General features: G+C 63.4%; 14 protein-coding genes. 12 read left to right on the forward strand and 2 right to left on the reverse strand.

Annotated elements, in window-relative coordinates; all coding sequences use genetic code 11:
* Positions 1 to 46: 46 nt before the first annotated feature.
* On the forward strand, positions 47 to 1,252 hold the full coding sequence (locus IVB46_RS16570) for an LLM class flavin-dependent oxidoreductase (protein WP_247302486.1): 1,206 nt from the start codon (positions 47 to 49) through the stop codon (positions 1,250 to 1,252).
* 268 nt (positions 1,253 to 1,520) lie between these two features.
* Complete coding sequence (locus IVB46_RS16575; RefSeq protein ID WP_247302488.1) at positions 1,521 to 2,309, forward strand: helix-turn-helix transcriptional regulator; 789 nt, start codon at positions 1,521 to 1,523, stop codon at positions 2,307 to 2,309.
* A 332-nt stretch (positions 2,310 to 2,641) separates the two neighbouring features.
* Here the strand turns inward: IVB46_RS16575 and chrA are convergent, their stop codons facing one another.
* Entirely contained in the window at positions 2,642 to 3,865 is a 1,224-nt protein-coding gene (chrA, locus tag IVB46_RS16580) for a chromate efflux transporter (protein ID WP_247343209.1), read from the reverse strand.
* A gap of 120 nt (positions 3,866 to 3,985) precedes the next feature.
* Positions 3,986 to 5,476, reverse strand: coding sequence for a multicopper oxidase family protein (locus tag IVB46_RS16585; RefSeq protein ID WP_247302490.1), 1,491 nt, complete (start codon positions 5,474 to 5,476; stop codon positions 3,986 to 3,988).
* A gap of 462 nt (positions 5,477 to 5,938) precedes the next feature.
* On the opposite strand from IVB46_RS16585, the gene IVB46_RS16590 reads away from it, so the two are divergent.
* The 10 genes from IVB46_RS16590 (at position 5,939) to IVB46_RS16635 (ending at position 16,092) form a co-directional block, all read left to right on the forward strand.
* Positions 5,939 to 6,820, forward strand: a complete 882-nt coding sequence (locus IVB46_RS16590; protein ID WP_247302492.1) for a L,D-transpeptidase — start codon at positions 5,939 to 5,941, stop codon at positions 6,818 to 6,820.
* A 337-nt stretch (positions 6,821 to 7,157) separates the two neighbouring features.
* The gene (locus tag IVB46_RS16595; protein ID WP_247343106.1) at positions 7,158 to 8,396 is read left to right on the forward strand and encodes a hypothetical protein; all 1,239 of its coding nucleotides are present in this window, start codon (positions 7,158 to 7,160) and stop codon (positions 8,394 to 8,396) included.
* Positions 8,397 to 8,616: 220 nt separating this feature from the next.
* Complete coding sequence (locus tag IVB46_RS16600) at positions 8,617 to 9,783, forward strand: cytochrome P450 (protein ID WP_247302494.1); 1,167 nt, start codon at positions 8,617 to 8,619, stop codon at positions 9,781 to 9,783.
* Between the two features lie 81 nt (positions 9,784 to 9,864).
* Positions 9,865 to 10,323, forward strand: a complete 459-nt coding sequence (locus IVB46_RS16605; protein WP_247302495.1) for a hypothetical protein — start codon at positions 9,865 to 9,867, stop codon at positions 10,321 to 10,323.
* A gap of 377 nt (positions 10,324 to 10,700) precedes the next feature.
* Positions 10,701 to 11,651: a sulfonate ABC transporter substrate-binding protein gene (locus tag IVB46_RS16610; RefSeq protein WP_247343109.1), complete on the forward strand. Its 951-nt coding sequence runs from the start codon at positions 10,701 to 10,703 to the stop codon at positions 11,649 to 11,651.
* Between the two features lie 38 nt (positions 11,652 to 11,689).
* Positions 11,690 to 12,643: a sulfonate ABC transporter substrate-binding protein gene (locus tag IVB46_RS16615; RefSeq protein WP_247302497.1), complete on the forward strand. Its 954-nt coding sequence runs from the start codon at positions 11,690 to 11,692 to the stop codon at positions 12,641 to 12,643.
* 8 nt (positions 12,644 to 12,651) lie between these two features.
* A complete protein-coding gene (gene ssuD / locus IVB46_RS16620) occupies positions 12,652 to 13,818 on the forward strand; it encodes an FMNH2-dependent alkanesulfonate monooxygenase (RefSeq protein ID WP_247343114.1) in 1,167 nt (388 codons plus the stop codon).
* Positions 13,815 to 14,621: an aliphatic sulfonate ABC transporter permease SsuC gene (gene ssuC / locus IVB46_RS16625; protein WP_247302499.1), complete on the forward strand. Its 807-nt coding sequence runs from the start codon at positions 13,815 to 13,817 to the stop codon at positions 14,619 to 14,621. Before ssuD ends, ssuC begins: the two co-directional genes overlap by 4 nt.
* Positions 14,622 to 14,641: 20 nt before the next feature.
* The gene (locus IVB46_RS16630) at positions 14,642 to 15,478 is read left to right on the forward strand and encodes an ATP-binding cassette domain-containing protein (RefSeq protein WP_247302501.1); all 837 of its coding nucleotides are present in this window, start codon (positions 14,642 to 14,644) and stop codon (positions 15,476 to 15,478) included.
* Between the two features lie 32 nt (positions 15,479 to 15,510).
* Positions 15,511 to 16,092, forward strand: coding sequence for a flavin reductase family protein (locus IVB46_RS16635; protein ID WP_247302503.1), 582 nt, complete (start codon positions 15,511 to 15,513; stop codon positions 16,090 to 16,092).
* Positions 16,093 to 16,178 lie beyond the last annotated feature (86 nt).

Here is a 16,178-nt window from a genome sequence, read left to right on the forward strand (position 1 = left end):
CCCGCTCACTAAGATGAGCGCAACAAGAATAAGCGGGAGAGGCGTCATGAAGTTCGGCATCTTCTATGAGCTGCAGCTGCCACGGCCCTGGGTGGCCGGCGACGAGCTGAAGCTCTACCAGAACGCGCTCTCGCAGATGGAACTTGCCGATGGGCTCGGTTACGACCACGCCTGGGTCGTCGAGCATCACTTCCTCGAAGAGTACTCGCACTCGCCCTCGCCGGAATCGTTTCTCGCGGCCGCGAGCCAGCGCACCAAGAACATCAGGCTCGGCCACGGCATCCTCCAGCTCACCACCAATCATCCGGCGCGCGTCGCCGAGCGCGTCGCGGTGCTCGACCTGCTCTCCAACGGCCGTTGCGAATTCGGCATGGGGGAGAGCGCCTCCATCACCGAGCTCACGCCGTTCGGCCGCGACATGGAGACCAAGAAGGAGGTCTTTGAGGAGGCCGTGCAGGCGATCTTCCCGATGTTCAAGGATGCAGGGTCCGAGCACCACGGCAAGTACTTCGACATTCCCTTGCGCAATGTCGTGCCGAAGCCGGTGCAGAAGCCGCATCCGCCGCTGTGGATGGCGTGCTCGCAGCTGCCGACCATCGAGCGCGCCGGCCGTCACGGCTTCGGCGCGCTGGGCTTCCAGTTCGTCAGCGCGGATGCCGCGCATGCCTGGGTGCACGCCTATTACAACGCGATGACCAAGCGATTGCACAAGCTCGCCGACTACGAGATCAACCCGAACATGGCGCTGGTCTCGTTCTTCATGTGCGCCAAGACCGACGAGGAGGCGCGTGCGCGCGCCGACGGCGCCACCTTCTTCCAGTTCGCGTTACGCTTCTACGGCGCCTCGCAGAACCGCCAGCGTCCCGCGCCCTACACCGTCAACATGTGGGACGAGTACAACAAGTGGAAGCGCGACAATCCCGAAGCGCAGGAGGCGGCGCTGCGCGGCGGCCTGATCGGCTCGCCCGAGACCATCCGCAGGAAACTGAAGCGATTCCAGAGCTCGCATATCGACCAGGTCATCCTGCTCAACCAGGCCGGCAAGAACAGCCACGAGCACATCTGCGAATCGCTGGAGCTGTTCGGCCGCGAGGTGATGCCGGAGTTCCAGAACGATCCGGCCCAGGCGGCGTGGAAGCAGGGCGTCATGAGTGGTGAGATCAAGCTGGAGGAGATCGACACCGAGGCGTTTACGGATCGCTACGGCAAGCTCGCGATCAACGTCGCGCCGGCGAAGGCCGCGGCGGGCTAGGGGCGCTGGATCCGGCATGGGCCCCGGCTCAGCAGCGCCATAGCGCGTCGAAGACGCGCGTAAACGCGCCTATGTCACGCTGCGCTGCGTCCGGGGCACGAGGCCTTTTCCGCATCGGCCAGCAAGACTCTCGTGTCCGGACGCGCTGCAACGCGTAGCGTTGCTGCGCAGAGCCGGGACCCAGAAGCGGCATAAGCCGCCGTCTCCGACTTTCGGTCAAACCCGGCTGCTGATATCTTCCGCCAAAAGAACTTTTGCGGAGGAAACAATGCGGCCCCACGGCATGGCCTCAACTCCAGCGGCGAACGACATCGCGCCGGCGGTGCTCGCCATCGGCCGACCTGATTTCCCGAATGTCCTCATCGACACACTGCGCCGGCAGGCCGGCGTCGGCCATTGCATGGTGTTCGCGCTGACGCGCACCGGCGCGGCGAGTTGCCTGCTCGATGCCGGCAACATCCCGATCGGCAGCGATCTCGGCGCGGCCTATGCCGGTCAGTTCCACGAATTCGATCCCAATCGTGATGCGCTGTTCGAAGGCGAGGGGAGCGCGCCGATCATGCTGCCGTCGTTCGCGCCGCGCATGTATGGCGCGCGCTACCGCAAAATCTTCTTCAACGACTCTGATATCGTCGACAAATATGCGACAGCGATCTGGGTCGGCGACACCTGCTTCTATGTCAACTTCTACCGCATCACGGCGCAGGGCCGCTTTGGCGACGGCGAACGTGCGCGGCTTCAGACCATTGCGCCTGCGATCAGCGCCAGCGTTGCGCGTCATTTCCAGCAGGCGGCCACCGCGACGCCCGACCTGAACCTCGCCGCGTTGTTCGCAACGCGCGCGCCACTCTCCGCGCTGACGCCGCGCGAGCAGGACGTCTGCCGCCGCATCCTGCTCGGCTTCAGCTCCGAGGCGATCTCGCAAGTGCTCGGCATCAGCCTGCATTCGACCCTGACCTACCGCAAGCGCGCCTATGAGCGGCTCGGCATCTCCTCGCAGAACGAATTATTTTCGATCGTGCTGGGCCTGCTCTCGGGGCCGGGCCACCTGAACTAAAGGGGACTCTAGATCCGCGATATCTGCTTCCGAGAGCAAAGCCGACGCGCAGCCGGCCCTCCGGGGTCGTCGCCTTATGACCCATAGCAGACGTGCGGACGAATCAGCCAAGCGAGGTTTGCTGCTCCGCGGTCTCACTTACCCGCCGCGAGGACACTCCGAGCTTATTGGCAAACTCAGCCAATTTGAGCTTAACCGTCCGATGAACGGGCTGCTCAAAGAATCTCCAAACGACGGCAGCGAGGGCAACGGCGCAGGCAATCACTGCGGTCGTCGCAACCACCCAGTGATTCATCGGCGCCAGTGCTGTGAGAACCTCGCGCGCCCGGCGGTCAGATCAGCGCCATCACGGCGCCGGCCGCGGCACTGAACGCCACAACGACGAGCGGAGGAGCGCGCCAGGCGACCAGCAAGACGAATCCTACCAGCGCGATGCCGAAATCCTTCCCCGTGTGGACGGTCGTGGTCCAGACCGGGTCGTAGAGCGCGGCACCCAGCACGCCGACCACGGCGGCGTTGACACCCCGCATCATCGCCTGGGAGCCGGCGCGCTTGCGGAACGAATCCCAGAACGGCAGGGCGCCGAGAAGGACCAAGATCCCGGGCAGAAAGATGCCGACGAGGCCGAGTGCCGCGCCGGCAAGCCCGTGCGGCTCCGGAGACACCACCGTGCCGAGGTAAGCCGCGAAAGTGAAGAGCGGGCCCGGCACCGCCTGGGCGGCGCCGTAGCCGGCGAGGAAGGCGTCGTCGCTCAACCAACCCGGCGTGACGAAGGCTTCGCGGAGGAGGGGGAGCACGACATGGCCGCCGCCGAAGACGAGCGCGCCGGAGCGGTAGAACGCGTCGAACAGAGCGACGCCCGTGGATCCCGTCAGGCCCCGGAGCGCGGGGAGGCCCGCCAGCAGGATAAAGAACATCGCAAGGGTGATCAGGCCCACGGTTCGCAACACGGAAATCTCGACGTGTCCAGACGGCGCCGGCGCGTCGCTGCGGCACAGCCACAGGCCGGCGAGGCCGCCGAGAACGATTGCGCCGATCTGGGCGATCGAAGCGGTGCTGAAGAGGATGATTAGCGCCGCCACCACAGCGATCGAGGCGCGCTCACGGTCGGGACAGAGGTTACGCGCCATGCCCCAGACCGCCTGCGCCACGATGGCGACCGCCGTCAGCTTCAGTCCGTGCAGCAGGCCCGCGCCGACCGGCCCGCTCAGCGCGCCGGCGCCGTAGGCGAAAAGGACGAGGATCACGGCCGACGGCAGGGTGAAGCCGGTCCAGGCGGCGAGCGCGCCCAGGTAACCGGCCCGCATCAGTCCGATCGAGAAGCCGACCTGGCTGCTTGCCGGGCCCGGCAGGAATTGGCACAGCCCGACCAGATCGGCGTAGGCGTGCTCGTCGATCCACTTCCGCCGCACGACGAACTCGTCGCGGAAGTAGCCGATGTGGGCGATCGGGCCGCCGAAACAGGTCAGACCAAGCTTCAGGAAGATCCGCAGGACCTCCAGCGGCGAGCCGGCCGGAGATTTCTGGAAGGCGGAGATGTCACTCGACGAATTCAAGCTCACGGACGTCCGATCCCGGGTATTTGCTTATCGGAGTTCGATAAACGATGTCGGTCGGGCCGGCTAGTCGCTGATGCGTTTTACGCGCGGCGACCTAATCGCGGCGTGCAGGTGCGTTCAAGCAACGACTTCGATGATGCCCATCATGCCCTTGTCTTCGTGATCGACTGCATGACAATGGTACACAAATCGACCGACGATCACTGGATCGGTGAACGGAATGACGACCTTGAGCGCGCCGGGCCCTTGGTCCGTTGCTGGCGGTACTGAAAAAGTGTCGCGCAGACTATCATCGCGCCAGGAAACGCCGCCTACTTCCGTCACCAGGAACGGTGTCTGGTGAATGTGGAAGCTGTGATACTGCTGATCCGTGTTGATCACCGTCCATTCTTCGGTGTCGCCGAATTTGACGGTTTGGTCGGTGCGCGCCTCGTCGACGACGCGGCCGTCAATCATGAATACCTTACGGTCGGCGGTTCGCGAATAAGATAGCGTTCGGCGCCGCGCGATCGACGCGATGCGAACGTCGTTTATCCATTGCGGCCCAGTGACCCGCTGGCGCAAGATATCATCGTCGATCTTCGCACTCTGCAACGAACCGCTGGAATGGACGACTGCCAGTTGCCGCACCGGTTCCGGCGGCCGCCAGGCTTCGTTCTGAAAAGAAATGGTTCGCATCGGGTATTCCCCCGCGGGCGGACCGATGACAATGGCGTCAATCCGCTCGCCGGGGCCAATGAAAAGTTCGGTCATCTTGCGTGGCTGCGACAAGGCGTGCCCATCGGTTGCCACGACGTAAAGCGGCATGCCCTCAATACGCAATTTGTAGAAATCCGACGCTCCGATGTGCGCAATGCGCCAAAACTGCATTTCGCCGGCGCGCATGGAGATGGCGGGATTGATCTGACCATTGATCGAAACTATTTCGCTTTCGTCGTCGCACTTGAAGTGTTTGATCAGAAGGAAGCGCTCCGGCAATCCGTGTAGCAGCGGGAAAAGTTCGTCAATGCCATCGACGACCAGAGCACCCGACATGCCGCCAATGATTTGATTATTGACGAACCCGTGCGCATGGGGGTGGTACCAGAACAAGCCCGGACTTTGCCGGCCGGACGCCGGAATGCGCACCTGGTATTGGAATGTTTCGCCGGGTTGAACGTGGACGAATACGTTATCGCTGTTGCCTTGCGGCGAGACGCTCATGCCGTGAAAGTGCAGGTTCGACGCGGTGCCGACACCGGCACAAATAGGACCCAGATAGCCAGGGCGATCGAGCCCGGAGTTCAAGTTGTTACGGAAAGAGATCCGCAGCGTGTCGCCCAGGCGTGCGCGTAGCGTTGGCGGCACATAAGCACCATTGTAGAGCAGTCCGGTAAACGCGCGATCGCCGAGTTGCACCGGTCCGGGCGCTGCCGCAATCGTCATATCGAGCACGCCGTTGACGCTGTGCATCTCGGGCGGCTGGATGAGCGGCTCGGGCGTTGGCGCTCTAGGCTGCGAACGCGCCCCCGACATCGATGGGCCAAGCGACAGCAGACCTCCGGCCGCGGCCGTCGCGCTAGCGGCCTTGATGAACAAGCGGCGGTCGGGCGTCCAGGACTGGCGCATTGCATCCCTCATCACGCGCATGGCTACCGCTAGACGATATTAGGTATCCTCTATCGGGCCAAATTGCGTCCCGCCATTTGAGGGTGAGCCGGATGGCGGTAGGCGACTGGAATGTGTCACGACTTACCGTTTTGTCACAGCCTTGCAGCCTCCCATCGCAATTTGCCCGGAGAATGTCCGAGGTGGACAGCTGGAACTTCTGGTTATGGCCCGAAGCCGCCGTCAATGAAGGAGCGGAGCGTGTCCGCTCCGCCGGGCGATTCAGACCTCGACTCGTTTCGCGATGAGAAGCGCGTCGTCCTCGTCGCGATCTGAATATCGAGCGGGACGCACAATTTTGATGTCGCCGAACCAGAGTTGGGCGTTAACCATCGCCAACGGTTCCACTCTGAGCGACATCGCTTCGAAGTTTCTTAAATCTTGCCGGGTACCTCTTCCAGGCATGGTGACCTGGGGAACGACATGAGTAAGCGGGCCAAACGTAAGAAGGCAGAGGCCCTCGCAATACCCATGGCCGCGAGAGTTGCGATTGGCGCCGTGGCCGTCGCCGTCGTGGGGTATAGCTTGCTGTCTAGCCCGGCGGACGTGCAACCGATACGGAAACCGTCCGCACAACAGGCCCAGGCGTCGTCAACTCCGGTTTACGTGTCGACTCCAGTTCGTGCATCAGGGCCAGCTCCGGCTGCGATTCCGGTCCCGGCTCCGATCCCGGCCCCGGCGCCTCTGGTCGAACCACCCAAAGCCGACGCTGGCGTTCCCGGAGCGCTTGTCCGGCAGGTGGTTGACTACGCCAGCCGTCAGGCGCCGGGCACCGTGATCATCGATACCGGAAACACATTCCTCTATTTCGTTCTGAACGACAGGCAAGCGATGCGCTACGGCATCGGTGTTGGCCGCGAAGGTTTCACATGGTCCGGTGAGCAGACTGTGGCCCGTAAGGCGGAATGGCCGGATTGGCATCCGCCTGTGGAGATGGTCTCGCGTCAGCCTTATCTGCCGCGGTTCATGGCGGGCGGTCCCGGCAATCCGCTCGGCGCCCGGGCGATGTATCTCGGCGAGACCGAATATCGCATTCACGGCACCAACAACCCCGATACGATCGGGAAGAAGGTTTCGTCCGGCTGTATCCGGCTGACCAATGACGACGTCGCGGACCTTTACGAGCGGGTGAAGATCGGAGCGAAAGTGATCGTGCTTCCGGCAAACGCCGCCCGCAGGCCCTCCCAGGGAGCGCCGGCCGACGCCGCTTTCCGGTTGCCGGACCCGGCATCGCCGTCGAAGCGGCCCCTGGCGGCTAACGCGCAGATGTTGTCATCCGGACCGAAGATCGCCGAAGCCCGGTAACTCAGTCCTCGGTCCTCGGTCTGCAACCGAGGACAAGGAGGCAATTCAAGTCGTCGCGTTTAAGTCAGTTGCGGGCACTTAACGAACGTTCGCTCATGTGCTTGCCGATGTCCGCCGTCGGGGAATCGCGAATCGACTAAAGCGAGCGGTTTATCGCTTCGATGACTTGGGATAGCATCGTATCATCCCCGCCCTATCGAGGGGTGACGGGTAAGGCCGGCATTTGAATTGGAAGACTTAGGTTTCAAATGCCTCGCTTACGGCCCTCGGAATGTGAGGCATTTCGCAGACAGATCTACGCGCGCATTGTCAACTCTTGAGAGGAGCGAGTCCCGACATGAGACGTCGCGAGTTTGTCACGCAACTAGCCGGTGCGGTGGCGGCTTTGCCAATCGCGGCGCTTGTCCTTGCCCTTGCGAATTCCAAAAGCCTTGCACAGGCAGCCAAGAACGAGCCGAGTACTGAGGCCCTTCGGCTTGAACTCGACAAGGAAAAATGGCGCGACGAACGTGAGATGCGGGTGCGCGAGCTTGCTCTAAAGGAGCGGGAGCTTTCGCTTCGGGAAGGCGAGCAAGTCAGCTCTAAATGGTTCAATCCTCTCTTTGTCGCGATTTGCGCCGCCGCTCTGGCTGCATTGGGAAACCTCTTGGTCACCTTTTTCAACGGGAGGACCCAGCTAAAACTTGAGACAAGCAAGGCGGAGTCCACGCGCATTCTTGAAATGATCAAGACCGGCGACACGGAAGCCGCGGCCAAGAACTTGGAATTCTTGCTCGGAGCAGGCTTGGTCGTTGAGAAGGACCAGGCAATCTCTCTTCGAGAATATCTTGATCGTCGGCAGCCGGGCAAAGGTCCGTCGCTACCATCGCCGGGACGATTTGCCTTTGAGGCTACAACTGATCTGACGGCCGACATTCAAACCGAGCTACAGGGAAAACTCGAGACATACATTGCTTACCTCGACAAGATTGGTTCGCCGCCCGACTTGGTTCAGGCGAAGATCAAGATTGGTGCGGTGCCCGGGCAGTATGCCCGGTACCAAAACAACACGCTCGAAATTGACTCCAGGATCGCCCGCGATGTTTTTGTGGCCTTGCGAGAATATAGCCATCACGCTCTAACGTCCAAAACCAACAATCCATGGACGGGAAACTTCGCCGGGATCGAGTCGGGTCTTGCCGACTACTTTCCAGCAAGCTTCTTGAACAACCCACGGGTAGGTGAAATTTCCGCTGAGATCATCCGCCCGGGTCAGCCATATCTCCGTTGCCTCGACAACAGGCTGAAGTTCAAGACGGCAAAGGCTTTGAAAGATGATCCCTGGACTACCGGCGAGATTTGGGGCGGTGCGTTCTGGGAAATGCGCAATCGACTAACTGGGGATGTGATCGATCCGATTCTTATGAAGGCATGGTGGTCTTTGTTGGACCACCCGTCCAAGACCAGCGCGCCAAAGGCGTTTGCAGCCGAGGTGCTTGCCGCCGCAAAGCTGAATCAGCACGACAAGACGATCCAAACGATTCTGCGAAATCGTGGATTTTCGCTTGATAAGGCCGCGTCCGTCCCTGGCCCTTAGACGCGATCGGTAGATGCTTTGCGTGGGCTTCGCGGATGGCGGCTCGATCCCCGGCCGTGAGAAGCTGTAGGCGCAGGCCATACAGACCGTCCTTACCGCGGCCCGATTCTTTCCCGATGCTTGGCTGAATCTTTGCCGGCTTGTCCCAATCGCTGGGGACAGACAGACGCCTCCGAAAACGGTAACTTGAGGGATCGAGGAAATTACAAGGGAGCAACGCTTGAGCACCGCGCCGCGCATCGACATCGACCCTGCTTCGTTCTGGGCCGATCCCTATCCGATGCTCGCGAAGATGCGCAAGGAAGCGCCGATCGCCTTCGTGCCGCAGCTCGGCTCGACGCTGCTGACGAGCCGCGACGACATCTCGATCTCCGAGAAGCAGATCGACGTGTTCTCCTCGCACCAGCCGGCCGGCCTGATGAACCGGCTGATGGGCCACAACATGATGCGCAAGGACGGCGAGGCGCATCAAATCGAGCGGCGCGCGATGTTTCCGACGGTGTCGCCGAGGACAGTGAAGGCGCACTGGACCGCGCTGTTCCAGGCCCATGCCGACCGCATCATCGCTCGCGTCGAGCCGGGGCGGATCGATTTCATGCGCGACTTCGCGTTGCCGTTCTCCGGCGAATGCCTGAAGTCGATCACCGGCCTCACCAATATCGGCTTCCAGGACATGGACGCGTGGTCGCAAGGCATGATCGAGGGCATCGCGAACTACACCGGCGACCCCGCGGTCGAGGCGCGCTGTCATGCGGCGACGTCGGGCATTGATGCTGCGATCGACGACATTCTGCCCGTGATGCACAAGCATCCCGATCAAAGTATCCTCGGCGTACTCCTCGCTGCGGGCATGCCGATGGAGAGCGTGCGCGCAAATGTAAAACTCGCGATATCAGGCGGCCAGAACGAGCCGCGCAAGGCGATCGCCGGCACGGTGTGGGCGCTGCTCTCCCATCCCGAGCAACTCGATCTCGTGCGCAAGGGCGAGGTGACCTGGCTCGAGGCGTTCGAGGAATATGCCCGCTGGATCTCGCCGATCGGCATGTCGCCGCGGCGCATCGCAAAGCCGTGGACGATCCGCGACGTGTCTTTCGAGCCAGATGAGCGCGTGTTCCTGATGTTCGGCTCCGCCAATCGCGACGAGAAGCATTTTGAGCGCGCCGACGCGTTCGACGTGCGGCGTGATACCACCAAGAGCGTCGCCTTCGGCGCCGGCCCGCATTTCTGCGCCGGCGCCTGGGCCTCGCGCGCGATGATCGCGGACGTCGCGCTGCCGACGGTGTTCGCGAGGGCGAGCCGTCTCGAACTTGCCGACGATGAGCCAGTGCGGATCGGCGGCTGGGCGTTCCGCGGCCTGCTGAACCTGCCGGTGAGGTGGGTGCACTGACCAGACGACGGTCGCCGTGACGGCGAACTCGTATCGTCGGACGATTGAACCGCATCGCTCCCCGGCGACACACATGACGTCATGTTCATTGGCGTCATGTCCATCCAGTTCTGGCCCAAGCCGTGGCTTGAATCGTCTCTGGCCGCCGCGTCGGCGCTGATCGCGTTGCTGGTCGTCGTACCGGCGCGCGCCGCCGGACCGTCCTCCATTTCCGGCTGCTGGACGCAGACCTCGCTTGTGCCTTACGCCCAGACGCCGCCCGGTAAGGAGTGGGGTTCGCGGACCTGGTGCTTCAGGCCAGATGGGACGATGACCAGTGTCCACATCGCATGCGGCCGCGGCGGTTGCGACGGTTGGGATCGGGACGGACGTTACCGCTGGCGACGGCCGATCGTGTGGATCTCCGACGTCGATACGTCAGACGACGGCAAGCATCAGACAAAGGTGTGGCGTCGATGTCGCGTCAGTTTCCGCGCCAGGGATCGCATGGTGCTCGAGAATTGCTATTTCTCGTCCGATCCCTGGTTGCGCGAGCGCTGATCGCGCCTTGTCGGAGGCCCCGATCCACACGCCGCCATGATGCCATCATGCGCCTGTTTTGCCCGACGTGTCAAACGAACTTCGGATAATGCGTAAGTCATTGATCGGACTATTGTCGGCTACTGTGCATGGGGTTGTTTTCGACATTTTATGTTCCGGCGCCGGGAGCGTCGGCCGGATTCCCGCGGCTCTCACATTCGCGTGCGGAAAAGAATCCCTCTGCATGAGCGCGGCCGCTTGAAAGATTAATCATGCGCTTCGCCACGTGCGCAGTGCTCGCATCGCTATTTTCCTTGGCGTCTCGACACCTCCGCTGACCCGCACCATCATTCCTGAAACGCAAGGGAATGACGGCTGCAGGCGGCCGGGAGTGTGGAATGCAGCGTCGTGACTTTCTCAAGCTCTCCGTTGGAACTGCGGCCGCCGCTGCATTTGCCTCCCGCGCGAACGCGCAGGGCGCAGTGAAGGAAATTCGTATCGGCTACCAGAAGACAGGCGTGCTGGTTATCACGCGCCAGCAGGCTTCCTTGGAAAAGCATTTCAATCCGCAAGGCATCGACGTGAAATGGGTCGAGTTCTCCTCGGGCCCGCCGATGATGGAGGCGATGAACGTCGGTAGTGTGGATTTCGGTTCGGTCGGCGATTCCCCGCCGGTGTTCGCCCAGGCCGCCGGAGCGGCGATCGTCTATGCCGCCGGCCAGCCCATCACCAACGGCCAGGGCATCCTGGTGCCGAAGGATTCGCCGATCCGCTCGATCGCCGATCTGAAGGGCAAGCGCATCGGCTTCACCAAGGGGTCCAGCGCCCACAATGTCGTAGTGCAGACGCTTGAGAAGGCCGGTCTCACCTATGCCGACATCACCCCGGTCTATCTGACGCCGCCCGATGCCGGCCCCGCCTTTGCCAATGGCAGCATCGAGGCCTGGGCGATCTGGGATCCCTATTTCGCGATCGGCGAGACCAAGCAGGGCGGCCGCATCCTGATCAATTCGCGCAAAGTCACCAAGACCAACTCCTTCTACATCGCCAACCGTGAGTTCGCGAAGACCCACGGCTCCATCCTGCAGCAGATCGTCGACGTCACGACCGCAACTGGCAAATGGGCCGAACAGAATCGCGGCGAGGTCGCCAAATGGCTCGCCGCCGTCACCGGCGTCCCGCTCGACATCCAGGCCGTCGCGGCCGAGCGCGCGAACTTCGTGGTCGGCCCTGTCACCGACGACATCGTCGCGACCCAGCAGGGCGTCGCCGACCGCTTCTACAAGCTCGGCCTGATCCCGAAGCCGGTCGTCATTCGCGACATCGTCTGGCGCAGCGCGGCGACCTGATCGTGCCGACCAATCTCCCCATATCAAAAGGTCTGAACATGAGGCGCATCGTTCAACGTCTGATCGCCGCCATCGTGCTGTCGATCGGCATCGTCGCCGCCGCGGTCGGCACCTCCTATGGCCAAGACAAGGTGGTCCGCATCGGCTACCAGAAATACGGCAAGCTGGTGCTGCTCAAGAGCAAGGGCACGCTGGAGCCGAAGCTCGCAGCGGACGGCTACAAGGTCGTGTGGACCGAATTCCCGTCCGGCCCGCCGCTGCTTGAGGCGCTCAATGTCGGCGCGATCGATTTCGGCAACACCGGTGAAGCCCCGCCGATCTTCGCGCAGGCCGCCGGCGCGCCGATCCAGTACGTCGCCTACGAGCCGCCGGCGCCGAAGGGCGAGGCGATCCTGGTGCCGAAGGACAGCCCGCTGAAATCGGTCGCCGACCTCAAGGGCAAGAAGGTCGCGCTCAACAAGGGCTCCAACGTCCACTATCTCCTGGTCAAGGCGCTGGAGAAGGCGGGTGTCAAATATTCCGAGATCGAGCCGGTGTTCCTGGCGCCGGCCGATGCGCGCGCCGCCTTCGAGCGCGGCGCGGTCGATGCCTGGGTGATCTGGGATCCGTTCCAGGCCGCCGCGGAAGCCGCCACCGGCGCGCGCACGCTCGCCAACGGCACCGGCATCGTCGCCAACTACCAGTTCTATTTCGCCTCGAAAAAATTCCTCGAAGCCAACCCGAAGATCGTCGACGCGGTGCTGGCCGAGCTGAGCTCGGTCGACGATTGGGCCAAGGGCGACATCCACGCGGTTGCCGAGCAGCTGGCGCCGGCGATCGGCCTGTCGGTCCCCGTGGTCGAGGTGGCGCTGAAGCGGCAGGCCTACGGCATCAAGCCGATCACCGATGCCGTCATCGCCGATCAGCAGCAGGTTGCGGATGCGTTCTTCGCGCTCAACCTGATCCCCAAATCCATCAAGATTTCCGACGTGGCCCGGAAACCAGGATCGTGAGCAAGCACATGAGTAAGCAGTCCAACGCCAACATCCTCTGGTTCCTGCCGACCCACGGCGACGGCCGCTATCTCGGCACCGGCGTCGGCGGCCGTGAGGTCAACTTCAACTATCTGCGCCAGATCGCGCAGGCCGCCGACCAGCTCGGTTATTACGGCGTGCTGTTGCCGACCGGACGATCTTGCGAGGATTCCTGGATCGTCGCCTCATCGGTTGCGCCATTCACCGAGCGGCTGCGCTACCTCGTGGCTGTCCGCCCCGGCCTGCAATCGCCGAGCGTGGCGGCGCGCATGACCGCGACGCTCGACCGCGTCACCAATGGCCGGCTTCTCGTCAACGTCGTCACCGGCGGCGATCCCGTCGAGAACAAGGGCGACGGCATTTTCCTCGGCCATGACGAGCGCTACGAGGTCACCCGCGAGTTCCTCAGCGTCTATAGCGACCTGCTCGCCGGCAGGACCGTCAATGTCGAGGGCAAGCACATCCATGTCGAGGGTGGCAAGCTGCTGTTTCCGCCGGTGCAGTCGCCGCGGCCGCCGCTCTATTTCGGCGGTTCGTCCGATGCCGGCATCGACGTCGCCGTCGACGCCGTCGACAAATATCTCACCTGGGGTGAGCCGCCGGCTCTGGTTGCCGAGAAGATCGCGAAGGTAAGGGAGGTCGCAGCTGCGCGCGGCCGCAAGCTCTCCTTCGGCATTCGTCTTCACGTGATCGTTCGCGAGACCAACGAAGAGGCCTGGCGCGCCGCGAACGAGCTGATTAGGCATGTCAGCGACGACACCATCGCGCTGGCGCAGAAGAACTTTGCCCGCATGGACTCCGTCGGTCAGCAGCGCATGGCGCAGCTCCATGGCGGCAAGCGCGACAAGCTCGAGATCGCCCCGAACCTGTGGGCCGGTGTCGGTCTCGTGCGCGGTGGCGCCGGCACGGCGCTGGTTGGCGACGCTCAGACGGTCGCGGCCCGCATCAAGGAGTATCAGGACATCGGCATCGATACCTTCATCATGTCGGGCTATCCGCATCTGGAGGAAGCCTATCGCTTCGCCGAGCTGGTGTTCCCGCTGCTCTCGCTGGAGCAGCCGAGCAACGTGACCAAGCTGCACTTCAACGGCGGTCCCTTCGGCGAGACCGTCGGCAGCGATTTCCGTCCGCAGCAGCGAGTGTCCGAGTCATGAGCCTGATCGACAGCGTTTCACTTCCGCGCGGCTTCCGCCTGCCGCGGGTCGACGGCCTGATCCAGTGGATCGTGCCGCTCGCCATCATCGCGGTCTGGCAGGTCGCGAGCGTCACCGGCTTCGTGCCGGTTCGCGTGCTGCCAGCGCCGAGCGACGTCGTGCTCGCGGGCTGGAAGCTGCTGCTCTCCGGCGAGCTCGTCCGCAACATCTGGGTGTCGTTCTGGCGCGCCTCGATCGGCTTCCTGATCGGCGGCGGCATCGGTTTCGCGTTCGGTCTCGCCAACGGCCTGTCGCAGCTCTCGGCCAAGCTCACCGACACCACGTTGCAGATGGTGCGCAACGTGCCGCATCTGGCGCTGATCCCGCTGGTCATTCTGTGGTTCGGCATCGACGAGAGCGCAAAGCTGTTCCTGGTGGCGCTCGGCGTGTTCTTCCCGATCTACCTCAACACGCTGCACGGCATCCGAACCGTCGACCCGCAGCTGATCGAGATGGGCCGCATCTACGGCATGACCGACACTGAGCTGTTCCGCCGCGTGATCTTCCCCGGCGCGTTGCCCTCGATCTTCGTCGGCATCCGCTTTGCGCTCGGCATCATGTGGCTCACCCTGATCGTAGCCGAGACCATCGCGGCCTCCTCGGGCCTCGGTTACATGGCGATGCAGGCGCGCGAGTTCATGCTGATCGACGTCGTCGTGCTCTCGATCCTGATTTACGCTCTGCTCGGCAAGCTCGCCGACAGCGCCTCCCGTGTGCTGGAGCGCCTGACGCTCTCCTGGCACCCCGCCTTCCAGAAACGCTGAGCAGAAATACTGGGAATCACATGCAGACAGCTCTTCGTACGGCCCTTCCCGAAACCGAGCTCGCCAGCCGCGCCAATTTCGTACCGCAGGCACGCGTCGTGCGCGAGGAGCGCCCGACGCAGACGACAGGCCTGCCGCTCAGCATCCGTGGCTTGCGCAAATCCTACGGCGACAACGAGGTGCTGCGCGGCATCGACCTGCACATTCCCGCCGGCCAGTTCGTCGCCATCGTCGGCAAGAGCGGTTGCGGCAAGAGCACGCTCTTGCGGCTGATCGCCGGCCTGGAAAAGATCGACGCCGGCAGCATCAGCTTCGGCCAGGATGTCCAGCCCGAGGACATCCGCGTGATGTTCCAGGAGCCACGGCTGCTGCCCTGGGCGCGGGTGCTCTCCAATGTCGAGGTCGGTCTCGGCCGTAATCGCTCATCCAGTGATGCGCATGCGCGCGCTGAGAAGGCGCTGACCGAGGTTGGGCTGACCGACAAGCGTGATCAGTGGCCGTCGGTGCTGTCGGGCGGCCAGAAGCAGCGCGTTGCGCTCGCCCGTGCGCTGGTCTCCCATCCGCGTGTGCTCGCCTTCGACGAGCCGCTCGGCGCGCTGGACGCGCTGACCCGCATCTCGATGCAGCGGCTGCTGGAGCGAGTCTGGCGCGACCAGGGCTTTACCGCGATCCTGGTGACCCACGACGTCGCCGAGGCCGTCGCGCTGGCCGACCGGGTCCTGGTGATCGACGAGGGCCGGATTGCCCACGATGTTACGGTTAACACCGCCCGGCCGCGCGAACGCGGCTCCGCCGAGCTCGCAAGCCTCGAAGGCTCGATCCTGAGCCATCTTTTGTCGGCGGACGATCGTACCTAAATACAGGGGAACCCCGCTTCGGGGACCATGCCATGAATGTAGTGCCTCGCGATCTCATGACTGAAACTGCCGTCTCGTCCGCCGATTTCCGCGGCGCCATGCGCCACCTCACCGGCGGCGTCAGCGTCATCACCGCCGGGCGGGGCAAGGACATTACCGGCATGACGGTGACCTCGGTGACCTCGCTGTCGGTCGATCCGCCGACGCTGCTGGTCAGCATCAACCGCGATGCCTCGTCCTTCCCGCTGATCCGCCGCTACGGCGCCTTCGGCGTCAACATCCTCGCGGCTGACCAGCTGGACGTCGCCGAGCGTTTTGCCGGCAAGGGCGGGCTGAAGGGGGCCGATCGCTTTGCGGGCAGCCAGTGGGTCACGGCGGTCTCGGGCGTCCCGCTGCTGGTCGGTGCATTGTCCGCGGTCGATTGCGAGGTCGAGGAGATCGTCGAGCGGCATTCGCACGGCATCGTCATCGGCCGCGTCAGCAGCGTCAAGAATTCGACCCGCAATGCTGCACTGGCCTATTGGCACGGCCAGTATGTGGCGGTCGACCAGGACGAAGACGCGGCGAGGCTCGCCGAGGTCAGCGTTCCCGCCCGCGGCCTGCGCGGCGTTTGATCGCTGCGCGAGGGTGGCCCGCAGGCTGGCCTTTTCCCCGTCATCGCTCTAGAAGCGCCCTGAGCCGCCCCGTCCGGGACGGCCAT

Source organism: Bradyrhizobium sp. 61 (assembly GCF_023073075.1).
In the GTDB taxonomy this organism is placed as follows: domain Bacteria; phylum Pseudomonadota; class Alphaproteobacteria; order Rhizobiales; family Xanthobacteraceae; genus Bradyrhizobium; species Bradyrhizobium barranii.